Source organism: Devosia sp. ZW T5_3, assembly GCF_044987315.1.
In the GTDB taxonomy this organism is placed as follows: domain Bacteria; phylum Pseudomonadota; class Alphaproteobacteria; order Rhizobiales; family Devosiaceae; genus Devosia.
In genome coordinates this window covers 35,617-52,610 of record NZ_JBJDRE010000009.1, presented here as the reverse complement: position 1 = coordinate 52,610, position 16,994 = coordinate 35,617, and the positions used below count along the sequence as shown (strand labels likewise).

20 protein-coding genes and 1 riboswitch are annotated in these 16,994 nt (G+C 63.0%); of the genes, 16 read left to right on the top strand and 4 right to left on the bottom strand.

The window, feature by feature from the left end:
• Positions 1 to 3: 3 nt before the first annotated feature.
• A complete protein-coding gene (locus ACI3KW_RS12690) occupies positions 4 to 687 on the bottom strand; it encodes a GntR family transcriptional regulator (protein ID WP_404848386.1) in 684 nt (227 codons plus the stop codon).
• Positions 688 to 817: 130 nt separating this feature from the next.
• Between ACI3KW_RS12690 and ACI3KW_RS12685 the strand changes: the two genes are divergently transcribed.
• The 4 genes from ACI3KW_RS12685 to ACI3KW_RS12670 all read left to right on the top strand — a co-directional run bounded on the left by ACI3KW_RS12685 (position 818) and on the right by ACI3KW_RS12670 (position 5,220).
• A complete protein-coding gene (locus tag ACI3KW_RS12685; protein ID WP_404848385.1) occupies positions 818 to 2,347 on the top strand; it encodes an aldehyde dehydrogenase family protein in 1,530 nt (509 codons plus the stop codon).
• Positions 2,348 to 2,461: 114 nt separating this feature from the next.
• Entirely contained in the window at positions 2,462 to 3,418 is a 957-nt protein-coding gene (locus tag ACI3KW_RS12680; RefSeq protein ID WP_404848384.1) for a substrate-binding domain-containing protein, read from the top strand.
• 132 nt (positions 3,419 to 3,550) lie between these two features.
• Complete coding sequence (locus ACI3KW_RS12675; RefSeq protein ID WP_404848481.1) at positions 3,551 to 4,495, top strand: ABC transporter permease; 945 nt, start codon at positions 3,551 to 3,553, stop codon at positions 4,493 to 4,495.
• Entirely contained in the window at positions 4,492 to 5,220 is a 729-nt protein-coding gene (locus ACI3KW_RS12670) for an ATP-binding cassette domain-containing protein (RefSeq protein WP_404848383.1), read from the top strand. Before ACI3KW_RS12675 ends, ACI3KW_RS12670 begins: the two co-directional genes overlap by 4 nt.
• 17 nt (positions 5,221 to 5,237) lie before the next feature.
• On the opposite strand, the gene ACI3KW_RS12665 is transcribed toward ACI3KW_RS12670, so the two are convergent.
• Together ACI3KW_RS12665 and ACI3KW_RS12660 are read right to left on the bottom strand one after the other, a co-directional pair.
• The gene (locus tag ACI3KW_RS12665; RefSeq protein WP_404848382.1) at positions 5,238 to 5,795 is read right to left on the bottom strand and encodes a dihydrofolate reductase family protein; all 558 of its coding nucleotides are present in this window, start codon (positions 5,793 to 5,795) and stop codon (positions 5,238 to 5,240) included.
• A gap of 29 nt (positions 5,796 to 5,824) precedes the next feature.
• On the bottom strand, positions 5,825 to 6,040 hold the full coding sequence (locus ACI3KW_RS12660; protein ID WP_404848381.1) for a hypothetical protein: 216 nt from the start codon (positions 6,038 to 6,040) through the stop codon (positions 5,825 to 5,827).
• A gap of 96 nt (positions 6,041 to 6,136) precedes the next feature.
• On the opposite strand from ACI3KW_RS12660, the gene ACI3KW_RS12655 reads away from it, so the two are divergent.
• Positions 6,137 to 7,531 (top strand): PLP-dependent aminotransferase family protein, encoded by a 1,395-nt coding sequence (locus tag ACI3KW_RS12655; protein ID WP_404848380.1) that lies wholly within the window; start codon positions 6,137 to 6,139, stop codon positions 7,529 to 7,531.
• A gap of 65 nt (positions 7,532 to 7,596) precedes the next feature.
• On the opposite strand, the gene ACI3KW_RS12650 is transcribed toward ACI3KW_RS12655, so the two are convergent.
• On the bottom strand, positions 7,597 to 8,514 hold the full coding sequence (locus ACI3KW_RS12650; protein ID WP_404848379.1) for a helix-turn-helix domain-containing protein: 918 nt from the start codon (positions 8,512 to 8,514) through the stop codon (positions 7,597 to 7,599).
• Positions 8,515 to 8,671: 157 nt separating this feature from the next.
• Here ACI3KW_RS12650 and ACI3KW_RS12645 point away from each other — a divergent pair, with 157 nt between their 5' ends.
• The 11 genes from ACI3KW_RS12645 (at position 8,672) to ACI3KW_RS12595 (ending at position 16,950) form a co-directional block, all read left to right on the top strand.
• A complete protein-coding gene (locus ACI3KW_RS12645) occupies positions 8,672 to 9,826 on the top strand; it encodes an amine dehydrogenase large subunit (protein WP_404848378.1) in 1,155 nt (384 codons plus the stop codon).
• Positions 9,826 to 10,356 (top strand): MauE/DoxX family redox-associated membrane protein, encoded by a 531-nt coding sequence (locus ACI3KW_RS12640; protein ID WP_404848377.1) that lies wholly within the window; start codon positions 9,826 to 9,828, stop codon positions 10,354 to 10,356. Before ACI3KW_RS12645 ends, ACI3KW_RS12640 begins: the two co-directional genes overlap by 1 nt.
• Positions 10,357 to 10,380: 24 nt before the next feature.
• Entirely contained in the window at positions 10,381 to 10,980 is a 600-nt protein-coding gene (mauD, locus tag ACI3KW_RS12635; protein ID WP_404848376.1) for a methylamine dehydrogenase accessory protein MauD, read from the top strand.
• A 20-nt stretch (positions 10,981 to 11,000) separates the two neighbouring features.
• Positions 11,001 to 11,540 (top strand): methylamine dehydrogenase light chain, encoded by a 540-nt coding sequence (locus ACI3KW_RS12630; RefSeq protein WP_404848375.1) that lies wholly within the window; start codon positions 11,001 to 11,003, stop codon positions 11,538 to 11,540.
• Positions 11,533 to 11,976 (top strand): cytochrome c, encoded by a 444-nt coding sequence (locus ACI3KW_RS12625; protein ID WP_162740377.1) that lies wholly within the window; start codon positions 11,533 to 11,535, stop codon positions 11,974 to 11,976. The genes ACI3KW_RS12630 and ACI3KW_RS12625 overlap by 8 nt, the downstream gene beginning before the upstream one ends.
• Positions 11,973 to 12,419: a c-type cytochrome gene (locus tag ACI3KW_RS12620; protein ID WP_404848374.1), complete on the top strand. Its 447-nt coding sequence runs from the start codon at positions 11,973 to 11,975 to the stop codon at positions 12,417 to 12,419. Before ACI3KW_RS12625 ends, ACI3KW_RS12620 begins: the two co-directional genes overlap by 4 nt.
• A gap of 171 nt (positions 12,420 to 12,590) precedes the next feature.
• A riboswitch (guanidine-I (ykkC/yxkD leader) is annotated at positions 12,591 to 12,699 on the top strand.
• A 71-nt stretch (positions 12,700 to 12,770) separates the two neighbouring features.
• Positions 12,771 to 13,844, top strand: coding sequence for a putative urea ABC transporter substrate-binding protein (locus ACI3KW_RS12615; protein WP_404848373.1), 1,074 nt, complete (start codon positions 12,771 to 12,773; stop codon positions 13,842 to 13,844).
• A 47-nt stretch (positions 13,845 to 13,891) separates the two neighbouring features.
• A complete protein-coding gene (locus tag ACI3KW_RS12610; protein WP_404848372.1) occupies positions 13,892 to 14,707 on the top strand; it encodes an ABC transporter permease in 816 nt (271 codons plus the stop codon).
• Positions 14,707 to 15,534: an ABC transporter ATP-binding protein gene (locus ACI3KW_RS12605; protein WP_404848371.1), complete on the top strand. Its 828-nt coding sequence runs from the start codon at positions 14,707 to 14,709 to the stop codon at positions 15,532 to 15,534. Before ACI3KW_RS12610 ends, ACI3KW_RS12605 begins: the two co-directional genes overlap by 1 nt.
• Positions 15,531 to 16,328, top strand: coding sequence for an urea amidolyase associated protein UAAP1 (locus ACI3KW_RS12600; protein WP_404848370.1), 798 nt, complete (start codon positions 15,531 to 15,533; stop codon positions 16,326 to 16,328). The genes ACI3KW_RS12605 and ACI3KW_RS12600 overlap by 4 nt, the downstream gene beginning before the upstream one ends.
• Before the next feature lie 13 nt (positions 16,329 to 16,341).
• The gene (locus ACI3KW_RS12595) at positions 16,342 to 16,950 is read left to right on the top strand and encodes an urea amidolyase associated protein UAAP2 (protein ID WP_404848369.1); all 609 of its coding nucleotides are present in this window, start codon (positions 16,342 to 16,344) and stop codon (positions 16,948 to 16,950) included.
• The last annotated feature ends 44 nt before the right edge of the window (positions 16,951 to 16,994 follow it).

Genomic DNA, 16,994 nt, shown 5'->3' with positions numbered 1-16,994 from the left:
CGCCTAGATAAAGAGGCTGGCGTTCCGTGTTTCCAGGTCGGGCAGGTCATCTAGGATACTGCCCAGGTGCTGGGCCATGGCGCGTTGGGCGCCTTCGACATCGTGTCCATCGATGGCGGCCATGATGTCCTGGTGTTCGCGCACGCGACGCACCATGTCCGCCTCGCTCTGCAAGGTCATGTTGCAGACCCGGTCCATATGCGTCTTCATATCGGCAATGGCGATCCAGGCAATGCCGACCCCGGCTCCCTGTGCAATGGCAAAATGAAACGCCTCGTCATGGTCGCGGAAGCCGGCATGGTCGAGCTTGGCCGCCGCTTCTTCCTGCTTGATCAACAGACTGGCTATGCGCTTGCGTTGCCATGCGTCAAAGCTCTGCGCGGCCTTGGCGACTACGGCCAGTTCCACGGCCTGCCGGACGAACAGCGCCTCGGTCATCTCCTTGGCCGAGATGCGTGCCACGACCGTGCCGCGATGCGGGCGGATTTCGATCAATCGTGAATTGGCCAGGCGGATCAGGGCCTCGCGCACCGGCTGCCGCGACACGCCGAGGCGGGTGGCAATATCCTGTTCGCTGAGGCGCGAGCCCGGCAACAATTCCAGCTCGATGATCGCCCGCCGCAGATCTTTTTCGATCGAGGCGGCGGCACTTTCACCGCTCTCAGCCACCTGCATTTCAAGAGTCATATTACATCTCGCCCACGCCATTGACAGCTTGTGTCAATGCGCCATACGGTACCATACAATTCCATACAGGACGCATAGAAACGTCCGAATCTATTCGAGGAGGTGGGTTCAGCCCGCCATGGCGATATCCATGCAGTCACGCTTTCAGGACAATTTCGTCGCGCCGAACCTTAGTGATCCGCGGCTGGCGAGTAAACGCGCCTATCGCATGCTGATCGATGGTCGATCGGTCGATGCGCAGTCGGGCGAAACCATCACCCGCGAAAGCCCCGGCCATCGCGGCAAGGCCGTTGGCGAATGGCCGGCGGGTAGTGCGGCCGACGCCGAACTTGCCATCACCGCGGCGCGGCGCGCCTTCGACACTGGTGCCTGGCCGCGGATGAGCGGCGCGGAGCGCTCGACAATCCTGCATGCCGTTGCCACCAAAATCCTCGAACATGTCGACGAACTCGGCCTGATCGAATGCCTCGAAACCGGCAAGCCCCTGGAACAGGCCAAGGCGGAGATCGGCTATTGCGCTGACCTGTGGAACTATGCCGCGGGCCAGTCGCGCGGGCTTGAGGGTTCAACCCACAATGCTATTGGCGAGTCCCGCCTCGGCCTGGTGTTGCGGGAGCCGGCGGGCGTTGTCGGCATCATCACGCCGTGGAATTTCCCCTTCATCATCGTCTCCGAACGCGTGCCGTGGGCGCTGGGCGCGGGCTGCACTGTCGTGGTCAAGCCGAGCGAATTCACCTCCGGCACCACTATCCGTCTCGCCGAACTGGCTGTTGAGGCGGGCCTGCCGCCCGGGGTGTTCAACGTCATCACCGGCTATGGCCCTGCCGTGGGGCAAGTGCTGGCCGAGGATCCGCGGGTCGACGTATTGGCCTTTACCGGGTCGGTTCGTGTCGGCACCACGTTGGCCGGTCTGGCGGCCGCGGGGGTCAAGCGGGTGGGCCTGGAGCTGGGCGGCAAGGGGCCGCAGATCGTCTTTGCCGATGCCGATCTGGACGCTGCCGCCGATGGCATTGCCTATGGCGTTTATCACAATGCCGGGCAGTGCTGCATTTCCGGCAGCCGATTGATCGTCGAGAATTCAATTCGCCAGCCATTGCTCGAACGGGTGCTGGAGCTGTCACGCAAGCTGCCCTTTGGCGATCCGCTCGGCGCCGGTACGCGCTTTGGCGCCATGGTCACCCGCAATCATCTCGAAAAGGTGGCGAGCTATGTGGCCGCCGGCATCAATGAAGGCGCCGAATTGCTGCTGGGCGGCGACATGGTCGATGCTAAATCGGGCAATTTTTTTGCGCCGACGGTTTTCGACAAGGTGCGCCCCGACATGGCCATCGCCCAGGAGGAAATCTTCGGGCCAGTGCTCGCCACCATTGGTTTCGACACGCCCGAGGAAGCTGTCGCCCTCGCCAATGGTACGCCATTTGGCCTGTCGGCCAGTGTCTGGTCGCGCGACCTCGAGAACGCCATCCAGACCACGCGCAAGCTGCGGGCCGGACGGTGCTGGATCAATTCGGTGATCGACGGCACGCCCGAGCTACCCATTGGCGGCTACAAAAAAAGCGGCACCGGCCGCGAGCTCGGGCGCTTTGGCTTTGACGAATATTCCCAGTTCAAGGGTCTGCACATGACGCTTGGGCGGGGCCAACCCTGGTTCCAGCATTGAGGAAGAGCTGAAGCGGGGAGACACGCATTCGGGCGGCGCGATCTTTGGTCGGAATGCGCCGTCCGGAACGGGACCTGAGGAGGACCCGTCACAGATCCAAGGGAGGATTAAGCGATGAATTTGACCAAGTCGAAAGCCGCTTTACTGGCCGGCTGCGCCCTGTTCGCCACCATCGGTGGCGCCGCGGCCCAGGATGATCAGGTCAAGGCAACCATGATCATCTATCTCGATCCCAGCGTGCAGTTCTTCAACCCGGTGGTGAAGGGCGCCCAGGACGCCGCGGCCGCCTTCAATGTCGATCTGGACGTGCAATATGCCAATAACGATCCGGTCCGCCAGAACGACCTGATCGAGAGCGCGGTAGCCACGGGCGTCGATGGCATCGCTGTCGCCATTTCCAGCTCCGACGCCTTTGACGACAGCATCTGCGCCGCCGTCGAAGCCGGTATAGTGGTCATCGGCTTCAACAATGACGACCTCGAGGGCGCGAACGGCAATTGCCGCCAGGCCTATGTCGGCATGGATGAATTTGCTTCGGGGTATGAACTGGGCAATCGCATGATCGAGGCCTTCGATCTCAAGGAAGGCGACGTGGTGTTCAATCCGCGCGAAATTCCCGAGGCCAGCTTTGCGGTGGCTCGGGGCGGCGGCATCGAGAAGGCCATGAGCGAGCATGGCATCACGGTAGAAACCGTGCGCGCCGGCCTCGATCCGGCCGAGGCGCAGAACATCATGGCCCAGACGCTGATCGCCAATCCGGATATCAAGGCGGTGTTCGGCACCGGTTCGGTCACCTCCACCGTTGGCGCCGGCGCCATTAAGGATGCCGGTGCCGACGTGCCGTTCGGCGGCTTTGATCTGGCGGTCGAAATCGTCAATGCGGTGGAATCCGGCGCCATGTTCGCCACCATGGACCAGCAGCCTTATCTGCAGGGCTATTATCCGATCGCCCAGATCGCCATGGCCGCCCGGTATGGGCTGACCCCGACCGATGTCGATACCGGCCAGGGTGCCTTCCTCAACCAGGAACGCATCGGCGTCGTGAAGCCCTTTATCGGCACTTATCGCTGATCGGCCGGTCCCGGCTTTCGGGCCGGGGCCATTCCCTTTTCACAACCGGATATGACCGTGACCGAGATGATCGATCATCGTGCCGCCTGGCCCAGGCGAACGGCTGCCCAGAACCTGCATGCGCTGCTCACCATGCCGGCAGGCGCCATTCTGCTGGTCTTTGTTGCCGTGCAAATCGGCTGCATCGCCGCCGGGCTGCTGTTTCCCGACGACTTCCGCTACCTCTCATCAGCCAATATGGGCATCATGATGCGCTCGGTGCCGGTGCTGGGGTGCCTGGCACTGGGCGCCGGTGTGTTGATGATTGCCGGGGAATTCGACCTGTCGATCGGCTCGGTCTACACCTTCACCGCCATCGTCATGGCCATGCTGGTCGGCAATGGCGTCGACGCCTTCCTCGCGGCGCCCGCGGGCCTGCTCATCGGCGCTGCGATCGGCCTGCTCAATGGCGCGCTGACGCTGCGCTTCAACCTGCCCAGCTTCATCGTGACATTGGGTGGCCTACTGTTCTGGCGCGGCGCGGTGCTGCTGCTCAATGGCGCGGTACAGGTGCGCTTTGATCCCAATCCGGTGTTCAACGCGCTGTTTTCCGGCACGCTGCTCGGCATCAATGCCGCCTTCATCTGGTTTATCGGGCTGTGCCTGGTCTTCTGGGCCATGCTGCACCGGCATCGCTTCGGCAACCATGTCTTTGCCACCGGCGGCAACCGCTCGGCCGCGACCGCCATCGGGGTCAATACCAATGCTATCAAGCTGATGGCCTTCGCCATTGCCGGCTTCATGGCGGCTTTTGCCGGAATTCTCGCCACGACGCGGGTCGGCTCGGTGCAGCCGGGCCAGGGCGCCGGGCTCGAGCTGCAGGCCATCGCGGCCTGCGTCATCGGCGGGCTGTCCCTGCGCGGCGGGCGCGGCTCCATCCTGGGGGTCTTTCTGGGCGTGATGCTGATTTTCACCATTACCGACGTGCTGCTGCTGATGCGGGCACCGGGCTTCTATCTCGACATGTTCATAGCCACGCTGATCGTGATGGCCTCGATCTTCAATCACGGGCTGGATCGCCGGGGAGCCGCCGCATGAGTCTCTTGGCCCTGCACAATATCAACAAGACCTTCGGGCCGCTCAAAGCCCTTACCGATCTCAGCTTCGAAGTCGGCCACAGCGAAGTGGTGGGCCTGCTCGGCGACAATGGCGCGGGCAAATCGACCACGGTCAACCTGCTTTCGGGCATTCACCAGCCCAATTCCGGCTATATCTCGGTCGATGGCCAACGGCACGATTTCAGCTGCCGCCGCGACAGCGCCGAAGCGGGCATCGAGACGATCTACCAGAATACCGCGCTGGTCGATTGCCTCTCCATTTCGCGCAATATCTTTCTGGGCCGCGAATTGACCGGCCGCTTCGGCTTTCTCGATCTCAGACAGATGCGCGAGATCGCCATGCAGGTGCTGGAAAGCGCGGTGCATATTTCGGGGATCGACTCGCCGGACAAGCTGGTCGGCGACCTGTCCGGCGGGCAAAAACAAGCCGTCGCCATTGCCCGCGCCGTGTTCTTCAAGCGCCGGGTGCTGCTGCTCGATGAGCCGACTTCGGCGCTATCGGTCCGCGAAACCGAGGCGCTGCTGCATCAGGTGCTCAAGCTCAAATCGGAGGGGGTATCGAGCGTGCTGGTCACGCATAATCTCTATCACGCCTACCAAGTGTGCGACCGCTTCGTGATCATGAGCCACGGTACCAAGGTGTTCGACGTGGCCAAGGCCGACACCACGATTGAGGAGCTGACCCAGCACGTGGTGCTGACCTAAATGTGGGGAGTCGCGATCTATTTGGCTTTGTTACGGGGAGCATAGCGCAGGAAGGCCATGCCCGAGGCGAACTTATGCTCTTCGATGAGTTCGAGATCCAGTTGCGCTTCCAGATCCCTGAACACCGGCTTGCCCGCGCCCAGGACCACGGGCACGGCATAGAGCGCGTACTCGTCGATCAATCCGGCCTTGATGAATTGCGCGGCCAGCGTCGGACCGGTGACCGAGATATGCCCGGTCGATTCCGCCTTGAGGCGCCGGATTTCTTCCGGCTCGAAGGCGCGCAGGAGCCGCGTTTTCTCGCTTGAGGTGCGTTCAAGCGTCGAGGAGATGACCAGCTTGTCGAACCCTTTCCAGATGCGGGAAAATTCGTCCGCGAAACCGTTCCCGCCCGATTTCGGCTCGTAGGTTTCCCAGTAGACCATCTCTTCATACATGCGCCGGCCATAAATCTCGGTGCCGTAGGTGCGGGCTTCATCATTGATGAAACCCAGAACTTCGTCGTCGAAATAGGCCGAGGCGTCGGCGAGGAAGCCATCGAGCGACATGATCATGCCATAGGTCAGCTTGCCCATTCTTGCGCTCCTTTGGTCGGTTATGAGGTTTAGCGATGTTGCGTTTCAATCATCTGGATCAGTTGCTCGCGGGTAATACCGAGATCGCGCAAACGGTGCTCGGGTGCAAACAGCAGGCTGTGCAATGCAGTGCGCTTGGCGCGCGCTGCTCGACTGGCGGCGACCCAGCGGCCGATGGCATGGATGACACGGACAAGGGGGAACTCAACGGATTGGTTGGCGGGGGTGACATCGAGGATGCTCATTTGCTGCTCCAACGGTTTGATTTGAAGCCCTAGCGGGCATGGATGAAGCTATGGCAAACTGGTCAGGCATTTAATGACCAGTTGAGGAGGAAACACTTGTCCAGTCGCGACGCCGAATTGCTGATCAGTGTGGACCGCAACGGGCCGGCCTCCATGCAGGCGCAGTTGGAACGCCAATTGCGTGATGCCATCCGTGGCGGCATGTTGCGGCCGGGGAGCGAAGTGCCATCGACACGGGACCTCGCCCGCGACCTGGCCATTTCGCGGCCGCTGGTGATGGAGGCCCATGCCCAGCTCGCCGCCGAGGGCTACCTTGCCCTGCGCCAGGGGGCAGCGCCGCGCGTGGCCGACACCGCGCCGCGACAGCAGATCCAGGATCTGCCGCCCGAGAGCGTTTTGACCCTCACCTTCCGCTATGATTTCCGGCCCGGCATTCCGGACCTGGCGAGCTTTCCCTCGGCGCGCTGGCTGAAGGCGGCCGAGGCCGCCCTCAGAATCATGGCGCCCAACGATTTCGGCTATGGGCAGCGCTATGGCGTATTGCCCCTGCGCCAGGCCTTGGCCGATTATCTAGGACGCGTGCGCGGCGTCAGCGCCGATCCCCGGCAAATCCTGATCACCAGCGGTTTCGAGCAGACCCGGGCCCTGATGGCGCGGACACTGAAACGTCGTGGCGTGACGGAACTGGCGGTCGAGGACCCGGGCTATTCCGACCGGGAGGTTTGGCTGGCGGCCGGATTGAAGCTGCTGCCCATCGCGGTGGATGAAAACGGCATCGACGTTGCAGCGCTCGCTAAAAGCCCGGCGCAGGCGGTGTTGCTGACGCCCGCCCATCAATCGCCAACCGGGGTGGTGATGAGCGGGGAGCGGCGCCTGGCGCTCGCCAACTGGCTGCGGCAAAGGAATGCCATCGCCCTCGAGGACGATTACGACGCCGAGTTTCGTTATGACCGGGCGCCAATCGGCGCATTGCAGGGCCTGGCGCCCGATCACGTCGTCTATGCCGGCACCACGAGCAAGACGCTCGGCCCGGCGCTGCGGCTGGGGTGGATGGTGGCGCCGTCCGATCTGCTGTTGGCGTTCGAAGATGAAATGCGGCTGATGGACTGCGGCCGCGGCCGCCTTGAGCAGTTCACGCTCGCCCAGTTTATCACGAGCGGCGACTATGATCGCCATTTGCGCAAGATGCGCGCCCTGTATCGCGATCGCCGCGAAGCGCTTCTTGCTGTCATCACAGACGAATTGCCGGAGGTGAAGATCAGCGGCATCTCGGCCGGCCTGCACGCCAATGTTCGCTTTCCCCGGCGTCTCGACGAAGCGGTAATCAGTGAGGCCGCCAATAAGCGGGGCATGGGCTTGAGCTTCCTGCGCGGGCACTATCTCGATGACGCGCCCGAGGAGAGCACGCTGCTGCTCAGCTATGCGAGCATGCCGGAATCGAGCCTGCGCACGGCGCTGCGCACGCTTGCCGCGATTATCGCAGGCAATTAGCCCGCTAGTCGAATCCCACCATGCTGCGCAGCCAGAATGGCGGCGCCGGAAACCACCTCAAGCGCCTAGGCTCGCACTAACCTTGTGGCCCGTAATGTCTCCGACGGCGTTTCGTGGAATTGGGCGCTGTAATATTTGGCGAAGCGACCGAGGTGCCAGAAGCGCCATTGCAGGGCAATTTCCGAAACGGTGCGGCCGGTGCGTCCGGCCTGCAGCAGGTCACGGCGGGCGCCGTCGAGCCGCAATTGCTTGAGCCAGACACTGGCATTGATGCCCAGGGTGTTGCGCACCGTCTCATGCAGCGACTGGTGCGTCATGCCGGTGTCGGCGGCGAGCGCGGTAATCGAGAGGGGCATGTCCCCTTCCCCGCATGTGCGGGCTTGCAGGCGGCGGAAGGAGGAATAATCCGGGCTGGTGCTGGGGCCGGGCCATTCCAGCTGGGTGGAGTTGAAATAGAGGCTGGCGAGTTGCTCGATAAGGATCTCGGGCAATAGCTCGGTCAGCTCGTCGGCCGATTCTCTCGGCCCCGCCGCATTGGGCAGCAGGCCGAGCAGCCAATGCAGGCACGCCTTCATCGCGTAGCCCGACAGCACGTTGAAGCCGGAGCGCACCTCCCAGCCGAGTTGGTCCGCGCGCATGGTGACCAACACGATGTCATAGCCGCCCGGACAGACGGCGACCCATTCCAGCCCACCGGTAATGACGCTGCAGGTGACGCCACACAGCGGCATTGCATTGATCTGCCAATGCGCATCGTCATTGACGGTGAAGGCGAAGGTGACGCTGTCCCTGGGCGTCATGATGGTTTGGGCGATGGTGGTGTTGACGCGTTCGCGCATCACCGAAATGCCCGGCATCACCAGATAGTCGACCCGCCCGTGATAGCGGTTGGGCGCCAGTTGCAGAAAACGCTGCTCCCAGCCGGGCAAGGCGGTTTCCTGTTCGGTGGCGTCGAAGAATTCAGCGGCGAAGGCTTTGGGCATGATGATCGCTATGGGCTACGCATTATCCGTAGCAGGCGCGCACAGACTGAGCAATAAACACAATTGCCTATAAATTAGCCATTCAATCGGTTTGGAGTGGATAGCGGCCGGCATGGCGCCTTCCTAGTCTGGCCTCCGACGATTGGAGACCCATGGCATGATCAAACCCAAGCTGCTTGCTGCCAGTGCGCTGTGCTGCGCCACCATGCTGACTTTTCCCGTGATGGCGCAGGAGGCCGAATTCGTCCCCGAGACGTTTTCGGTGAAGGAAGCCATTGAGCCGGGACCCAATATTTTCGTTGGGAAGCAGGAATGGGGCGGGGCCAGCTCGATCGAGGTTTATTCGGCTGATGACCTGACCAACAAGGGCAATATGACGGCGGGCGCCATCATCCAGTTGCTGGTCGCGCCCGATGGCAAGACGGCCTATGCGCAATCCACTTTCATGAAGCGCTATACCTATGGGCCGATCGAGCAGGTGCTCAACGTCTATGACGTGAATACGCTCTCCATCACCAAGGAAATCCTGCTGCCGGGCAAGGCCGCCATGGTCGCCGCCTATGAACCGCTGCTGGCGCAAAGCGCCGATGGCAAGTTCGTCTATGTGCAGAACGCAACACCGGCGACCTCAGTCACGGTGGTCGATGTCGCGGCTGGTAGCGTGGTTCAGGAAGTGGCGACGCCGGGTTGCTGGGGCATCTATCCCTCGCTCGAGGGCCACAGTTTCTCGTCGATCTGTGGCGATGGCACCTTTGCCAGCTTTGATGTGGGCGCCGATGGCGCAGCCGCGGAAAAGACCATCAGCGCGAAAATCTTCGACGCCGACACCGACCCGATCTTTGTCGCCTCCGACCGCATCGGCACCGATCTGGCCTTCATCTCCTATCACGGCAATGTCTATCTGCTGTCGGACGCGACCGGCACGATCACGCAGACCGACAAGTTCTCGATCACCGAAGGCCAGGTCGAAGGCTGGGCGCCGGGCGGCTACAATCTGCTCACTTATAACGACGCCAATGGCGTGCTGTTCGTGACCATGCATGCCGAGGCCTATGACGGCAGCCACAAAAACGCGTCCGAGGAAATCTGGGCCTATGACGTCAAGGCGCGCAAGGCGCTCTACCAGTCTGCGGCGCATGGCCTGATCTCGATCAAGGTCACCGATGGCGAAGTCCCGGTGCTGTTCGGGCTCAATGAGGAAGAGAGCACCGTGGTGCGCTATGCCGTCGATCCAGAGGCCAGGTTTGCGCTCAAAGAGACGGGCTCGGGTGACGGCACCGGCTTTGCCACCGTCGTCGTGGCAGGTCCGTGATGGAGGCGGCCTGGACAAGCCTGGTCGCGGCGACGGCAACGGCGTTCATCGCCCTGCTGTTCGCCCGGGCGGCCTGGCACAAGCTCTCGGACTTCACGGCGTTCACCGGCTTCGTTGCCGACTATGACCTGATGCCCGCCGGCAGGGTGAACCTTGCCGCAATGGTGCTGGCAGGCCTCGAAGTCCTGGTCGTCGTCGTGCTGCTCACGCCGGGCGGCAACGTGGCTGGCGCGATACTCGCTATCGCCCTGCTCGGGCTTTATGCGGCCGGCATGGGCATCAACATCAATCGGGGCCGCGACCGCATCGAATGCGGCTGTGGCGGCGCGGTGCAGCCGCTGGGCTGGCAATTGGTGGGCCGCAATGGCGTGCTCGCCGCTATCGCTGCGCTCTGCCTGGTCGGTTCGCCCTATGCGCTCTCGCTCAGCGAGGCAGCGGCCGCGCTGGTCAGCGGCTTCATCCTGTGGGTGGGCTATCTGCTGATCGAGCAGATCATGGCCACCACTGCCGTCATGCGGCTGCGGCGCTGAGGCGCGGAAACAAGGACAATGGAAATGAATGCACTCATCCTCGCAGTTGGCGTCCTCTGGGTCGTCGTGCTCTGCCTTATCGTCGCGCTGTTCGCCATGGCCCGCCAGATCGGCGTGCTCTATGAACGCGTCTCTCCCATGGGCGCCTTGGTCAATGATGCCGGCCCGCGCATCGGCGATATGACCCCGCTGTTCAGCCTGCCCAGCCTGACCGGCGGCACTGTGGCCATCGGTCCGCGGCCCGACCGTTCGACGCTGGTGTTCTTCCTCTCGCCCACCTGCCCGGTCTGCAAGAAGCTGCTGCCCATCCTGCGTTCGGTGCGCCAGGCGGAAGACAAGTGGCTCGACGTGGTTCTGGCCAGCGATGGCGACGTGGCCAAGCATCAGCGCTTCATCGAAACGGCGGATCTGGGCAGCTTCCCCTATGTGGTGTCGAGCGACCTGGGCGTGTCCTATCGCGTCTCGCGCCTGCCCTTTGCCGTGCTGCTCGACAATCGCGGCATCATCCGCGCCAAGGGCCTGGTCAACAATCGCGAGCAGCTGGAAAGCCTGTTCAACGCCAAGGAAATGGGCGTCGACTCGATCCAGAGCTTCCTCGACAGCCCCGCCCCCGCCAATAGCTGAGCCCCTAAGGAGTACCTTCAATGGCAATGATCGACACTATCTTTGAATGGCTCGACCGGGGTGCCGAAAAGAGCAGCCGCCGCATCGCCCAGGGCACCGGGCGCCGCAACTTTCTCACCAAGGCCGGCGCCGCCATGCTGGGGGGAAGCCTCTTGCCCATGTTGCCCTTCGACCGCAATTTCGGCCAGGCCTTCGCGCAGGAAGGCGCCTCCCCCGATGGCGATCAGACCTCGTGCGATTACTGGCGCTATTGCGCGCTGGACGGCAATCTCTGCAATGAATGCGGCGGCACGCTCAACCAGTGCCCGCCGGGCTCGGAAGCGTCCAAAGTCTCCTGGGTGGGCACCTGCCGCAATCCCAATGACGAGAAGGATTACCTCGTCTCCTACAATGATTGCTGCGGCAAGGCGACCTGCGCCGGCTCGTTCTGCTTCACTTCCGAAGGCGAGCGCCCCGGCTATCGCATGGGTCTCTACAACGACATCAACTGGTGCATGGCCAATGATTCCAAGGGCTATCACTGCACCGTGGCCGTGCTGGTCGGGCTGGCCGATGCATAAAGGCCTTGTCGTAACGCTGGCGCTTGCACTGCTCGCCGCGCCTGCCCACGGGCAGGATGCGGCGGGGCAGACAGCCTTCGCCGATACCTGCGGCGCCTGCCATATGGCGGATGGCAGCGGCTCGCCGGGCCTGGCGCCACCACTCAACGATGCGGCGCTCTGGCAGACGCTGGGCGACCAGAGCGGGCGCTATGTCACCGGGGTGATCCTGAGCGGGCTCACCGGCAGGATCGAAGCCGGCGGGCAGACCTATGTGGGTCTTGCCATGCCGACGCATAATTGGCTGGGAGACGAGGAGATCGTCGCCATCGCCAATTACCTGCTGGCCGACATTAATGGCCTGCCGCCTTCGGTCGATGCCGCGCTGGTTGCCGAATTGCGCGCAGCAGTGCCCAGCCACGCTGACTTGCGGGCCATGCGCAAAGGTAGCCAATGAAATCTCTGCGCGCCTTTGCCTTGCTCGGCCTGCTGGCGGCGACGCCTGTGGCCGCGCAGGAGCGCTCGCCCCACGCCAATTACATCCTGCGCTGCGCCGGGTGCCATGCCATGGATGGCTCGGGACATCCGGTGGGTGGCATCCCCGATTTTCGTAACCTGGTGGGCGCCTTTGCCCGCGATGAAACCGGGCGCACCTATCTGATGCATGTGCCCGGCGTGATTGGCGCCAGCTTGTCCGACACTGAAATCGCGGCGGTGCTCAACTACATCATGGACAATTGGGGCGGGGAATCCGTGCCTGCCGATTTCGTACCGTTCACCGGTATCGAAGTCAGCACACTACGCGCCAAGAGTATTGGCGATGTCGTTACGTATCGGCGCAAACTGGTCGAAACTCTTACCCAGCAGGGCATTGCCACAGCGGGCTATCCCTGGCCGTAACGCAACAGGCGTCGCATGCCGGCGCCATTGCCAAGAATATCGGCGACCGCACACCACCTGCCCAATCGGTGTGCAGCCAGCCGATGTTCTAGCCGCCAGCTTAGCAAAAGCGGCCCAAATCCCCCAATATCTGGCTAAAAATACTTGGCACGTGCCTTGCATCATGTCTGGCGAGTTGGGTGCTAGGGTTCCGGCGTCGTCATGACGCGACTGGTCCGAGAGCCACCCGCCGGCACGGGAGCAATCGTGTCGGACACGGCGGGACAAAAGCCCGGGAGACCTCGTAAGCCAAGGGATTGGCTCGATGGTTTCTGCCGATCCCTTTTTGTGACTACGCAAAGGGGATCTGACATGACGAAACTGTCCAAATTTCTCGTTACGGCATTGCTGGCTTCGACACTGGGTTTCAGCGCAACGCTGCCCGCACTCGCCCAGGCCAAGACCGACTTCAAAGTCGCCTGGTCGATCTATGTCGGCTGGATGCCTTGGGGCTATGCTGCCGACAACGGCATCGTGCAGAAATGGGCCGACAAATACGGCATCACCATCGAGGTGACCCAGTTCAACGACTATGTGGAGTCGATGAACCAATACACCGCCGGCGCCTATGACGCGGTGACCCTGACCAATATGGATGGCCTCTCCATCCCCGCTGCTGGTGGCGTCGACACCACCGCCGTGATCATCGGCGACTTCTCCAACGGCAATGACGCCGTCATCCTCAAGGACCAGACCGAGCTGGCCGCCATCAAGGGCCAGAACGTCAACCTCGTCGAATACTCCGTCTCCCATTACCTGCTCGCCCGCGCACTCGAAAGCGCAGGGATGAGCGAGCGCGACGTCAAGGTCATCAATACCTCCGACCCCGACATGGTCGGCGCCTTCCAGACCGCTGACGTCACCGCCATGGTCACCTGGAACCCCATGGTCTCCGAAATCCTCGCTTTGCCCGACGCCACCAATGTCTTCAACAGCGCCGATATTCCCGGCGAAATCATCGACATGATGGTCGCCAATACCGACGTGCTCGCGGCCAATCCCGATTTCGGCAAGGCGCTGGTCGGCATCTGGTATGACACGATGGCCATCATGACCGCCGACACACCGGAAGGCGCCGCCGCGCGGCAGGCCATGGGCGTTGCCTCGGGCACCGACCAGGCTGGTTTCGAGGCTCAGCTTGCCGCCACCAAGCTGTTCCCCACGCCAGCGGAGGCCGTCGCCTTCACCACCGCGCCCGAGCTTGCCACCACCATGGATCGCGTCCGCACCTTCCTGTTCGACAAGGGCCTGCTCGGCTCCGGCGCCCCTTCGGCTGACGTCATCGGCATCGAATTGCCCGACGGCACCGTGCTGGGCGACGCCGCCAACGTGAAACTGCGATTCACCGCCAGCTATATGAGCATGGCCGCCGACGGCGCCCTCTGAACCGGATCGGGCCGGCTTCTGGCCGGCCCACAGACGGAGCCCACACCATGCGTTGGATCAATACCAAACCCGGGCCAGCCATGCGGCTGATGCTCATGCTCGCGCCCTTCGTGCTGCTGGTCATTGCCTATGGCATGGGCTCGGCGGCCCGGCTCGCCGACAATCCCAGCGACAAGCTGCTGCCCGCATTGGCAAGCCTCACCGACGCCATCAACCGCATGGCCTTCACACCGGATGTCCGCACCGGCGAATATCTGATGTGGGTGGACACCACAGCCAGCCTCTCCCGCCTGCTCTGGGCGCTGGGCATTTCCACCGCCATCGCCCTGCTGCTCGGCGTGATCGTCGGCATGTTCCCCTATATCAGGGCGCTGCTGGCCCCGTTCATCGCCACCGTCTCCATGGTGCCCCCGCTGGCTCTGTTGCCCATCCTCTTCATCGTGCTGGGGCTGGGCGAAGCTGCCAAGATCACGCTGATCGTCATCGGCGTCGCCCCAGCCATGATCCGCGACCTCGCCCTAAAGGTCATCGAGCTGCCGCGCGAGCAGATCATCAAGGCCGAAACGCTGGGTGGCTCCTCCTGGCAGATCGCCCTGCGCGTGGTCCTGCCGCAAACCTTGCCCCGGCTGCTCACCTGCCTGCGCCTGCAACTTGGGCCCGCCTGGCTCTTTCTCATCGCCGCCGAAGCCATCTCAGCGGATTCCGGGCTCGGCTACCGCATTTTCCTCGTCCGCCGGTATCTCTCGATGGACGTGATCTTCCCCTATGTGGCCTGGATTACGCTCCTCGCCATCATCATGAATTTCGCGCTCGATCGGCTGCGCATCGCCATCTTCCCCTGGTCCAATCTGGAGCGGCAGTGATGAGCACTATCGTTCTCGACAATGTCTGGAAGGAATATGGCGACCAGATCGTGCTGGAAAAGGTCTCGCTGACCATCGCCTCCCGCGCCTTCGTCGCCCTAGTCGGCCCCTCCGGGTGCGGCAAGACCACTTTCCTCAAAATGCTGCTGGGCGAGGAAGCCCCAACCCGCGGGACTATTACCCTCGATGGCGTCCCGCTGGTAGCCGAGCCCGGCCCCGACCGCGGCGTCGTCTTCCAGCGCTATTCGGTGTTCCCGCACCTCACCGTGCTGGGCAATGTGCTGCTGGGCAAAGCCTTTACCGGCTCCAAAATCGCCGCCCGCCTGTTCGGCGCCAGCAAGCGCAGTGCCGTCGAAGAAGCGCGCCAGCTCATCGCCGATGTGGGCCTGGCCGGTTCCGAAAACAAATACCCCGCCCAGCTCTCCGGCGGCATGCAACAGCGCCTCGCCCTCGCCCAGGCGCTAATCATGAAGCCCAAAGTGCTGTTGCTCGACGAGCCCTTCGGCGCGCTCGATCCCGGCATTCGCGCCGAAATCCATGTGCTGATGAAGCGCCTCTGGCACGAGACCGAGCTCACCGTCGTCATGGTCACCCATGACATGCGCGAGGCCTTCACCCTGGGCACCCGCGTCATCGCCTTCGAGCGCCCGCGCGACCGCCCCGAAGAGCGCGAGCGCTACGGCGCCCTGCTCAGCCGCGACATCGATATCTGGCCGCCGCGCATTGCCGGCGAGCCCTCCATTTTCGCACCCGACCGGGACGACCCGGCCATGCCCTTGGGTCTTGCTCAGGACGACCTGGCGCCAACACAAGGAGATAATCCATGAGCCGTACGCCCGACCAGATCGCCGCCGACCGCGCGCGCTATGAAGAGCATCAGCGCAAGGGCCTGCAAAACGCCCCCAAGGCGCTGCCCGCCCCCAGCGCCATCCCGGCCGCGCCGATTGCCGACCCCATCCAAACCGAAACCGTGCCCGGCGGCTGGTATTGGTCCACCAATCTCAAAGCCGGCGACACAATCCGCATCGCCCAGGATCAGGGCCCCTCGGCCGTGGCCATGATCGCCTGGAGCCTTGCCGACACCAGCGAGCGCCTCAACCTACCCGACACCGTCAAAGTGCAATGGACCACCGCCATCGCCAAGGGCCGCGTGCTCTTCTCCGATATGGGCCGCGTCATGTTCTCGGTCACCGAAGCCGCTTCATCCGCCCATGACGGCCTGGTCGGCGGCTCCAATGCCGCCTCCAACGCCCGCTATCCCGGCGACACCCGCAACACGCGCGACAATTTCGTCCTCGTCGCCGGCAAGCTGGGGCTGGACCGTCGCGACATCCCTTCGGCGCTCACCTTCTTCGCCCCCGTCCGTGTCACCGATGACGGCACATTTCTCTGGCGCGAGGACATGCGCCAGCCCGGCGACTATGTCGAACTGCGCGCCGAGATGGACCTGCTCATCGCCCTCTCCAATTGCCCGCACCCGCTCGATCCCAACCCCGCCTTTGAACCCAATCCGGTGACCGTCACCCGCTTCCGCCTGCCCGTGCCCGCCGACGACCTCTGCCGCACCGCCACCGCCGAAGCCGCTCGCGGCTTTGAAAACAACACCATGCAGCTGGCTTGAGGGGTAGACGCAGATGAGCACTCAGGAACACTTCATCCCCGCCGAAAAGCCCTGGTCCGGCATTGTCCGCAAGGGGCAAACCATCCGCATCATCGACAGCGAAGGCCAGCAGGCCGTCGATACCCTGTTCTACAAGGCCGACGATTTCTCCGAACGCTATAGCGGCCAGGATACCCTGCGCGTCCAGGGCAGTGCCTATGTCGGCATCGGCACAAAAGTCATCAGCAATGAAGGCAATGTCATGCTGACTGTGACCGCCGATAGCTGCGGCCGCCACGACACGTCCGCCGGCGCCTGTTCCTGCGAAAGCAACACTGTCCGCTTCGGCCACGACACCAAGTATCTCCACGCCTGCCGCGACAATTTCCTGCTCGAAGTCACCAAACACGGCATGGGCAAGCGCGACATCGTCCCCAATATCAACTTCTTCATGAACGTGCCCATCGAGCCCTCCGGCCAGATGACCATCGTCGACGGCCTCTCCGCCCCCGGCGACCATGTCGAACTGCGGGCCGAAATGGACGTCCTCTGCGTCATCTCCAACTGCCCGCAAGTGAACAACCCCTGCAACGGGTTCAACCCGACGCCGATCAAGGTCGTGATTTCGGGGGATGCGAAGTGATCTTGCACCACATTGCCGCAGATCGCGCCTGCGGAGGGCACTGA

Bases quoted from the DNA above. Each gene is read 5' to 3' on its own strand.
- ACI3KW_RS12670 (WP_404848383.1), top strand. From the start codon at position 4,492: ATGAGTCTCTTGGCCCTGCACAATATCAACAAGACCTTCGGGCCGCTC.
- ACI3KW_RS12690 (WP_404848386.1), bottom strand. From the start codon at position 687: ATGACTCTTGAAATGCAGGTGGCTGAGAGCGGTGAAAGTGCCGCCGCC.
- ACI3KW_RS12645 (WP_404848378.1), top strand. From the start codon at position 8,672: ATGATCAAACCCAAGCTGCTTGCTGCCAGTGCGCTGTGCTGCGCCACC.
- ACI3KW_RS12625 (WP_162740377.1), top strand. From the start codon at position 11,533: ATGCATAAAGGCCTTGTCGTAACGCTGGCGCTTGCACTGCTCGCCGCG.
- ACI3KW_RS12610 (WP_404848372.1), top strand. From the start codon at position 13,892: ATGCGTTGGATCAATACCAAACCCGGGCCAGCCATGCGGCTGATGCTC.
- ACI3KW_RS12665 (WP_404848382.1), bottom strand. From the start codon at position 5,795: ATGGGCAAGCTGACCTATGGCATGATCATGTCGCTCGATGGCTTCCTC.
- ACI3KW_RS12605 (WP_404848371.1), top strand. From the start codon at position 14,707: ATGAGCACTATCGTTCTCGACAATGTCTGGAAGGAATATGGCGACCAG.
- ACI3KW_RS12595 (WP_404848369.1), top strand. From the start codon at position 16,342: ATGAGCACTCAGGAACACTTCATCCCCGCCGAAAAGCCCTGGTCCGGC.
- ACI3KW_RS12660 (WP_404848381.1), bottom strand. From the start codon at position 6,040: ATGAGCATCCTCGATGTCACCCCCGCCAACCAATCCGTTGAGTTCCCC.
- ACI3KW_RS12630 (WP_404848375.1), top strand. From the start codon at position 11,001: ATGGCAATGATCGACACTATCTTTGAATGGCTCGACCGGGGTGCCGAA.
- ACI3KW_RS12615 (WP_404848373.1), top strand. From the start codon at position 12,771: ATGACGAAACTGTCCAAATTTCTCGTTACGGCATTGCTGGCTTCGACA.
- ACI3KW_RS12640 (WP_404848377.1), top strand. From the start codon at position 9,826: ATGGAGGCGGCCTGGACAAGCCTGGTCGCGGCGACGGCAACGGCGTTC.
- ACI3KW_RS12685 (WP_404848385.1), top strand. From the start codon at position 818: ATGCAGTCACGCTTTCAGGACAATTTCGTCGCGCCGAACCTTAGTGAT.
- ACI3KW_RS12680 (WP_404848384.1), top strand. From the start codon at position 2,462: ATGAATTTGACCAAGTCGAAAGCCGCTTTACTGGCCGGCTGCGCCCTG.
- ACI3KW_RS12675 (WP_404848481.1), top strand. From the start codon at position 3,551: ATGCCGGCAGGCGCCATTCTGCTGGTCTTTGTTGCCGTGCAAATCGGC.
- mauD (WP_404848376.1), top strand. From the start codon at position 10,381: ATGAATGCACTCATCCTCGCAGTTGGCGTCCTCTGGGTCGTCGTGCTC.
- ACI3KW_RS12650 (WP_404848379.1), bottom strand. From the start codon at position 8,514: ATGCCCAAAGCCTTCGCCGCTGAATTCTTCGACGCCACCGAACAGGAA.
- ACI3KW_RS12620 (WP_404848374.1), top strand. From the start codon at position 11,973: ATGAAATCTCTGCGCGCCTTTGCCTTGCTCGGCCTGCTGGCGGCGACG.
- ACI3KW_RS12600 (WP_404848370.1), top strand. From the start codon at position 15,531: ATGAGCCGTACGCCCGACCAGATCGCCGCCGACCGCGCGCGCTATGAA.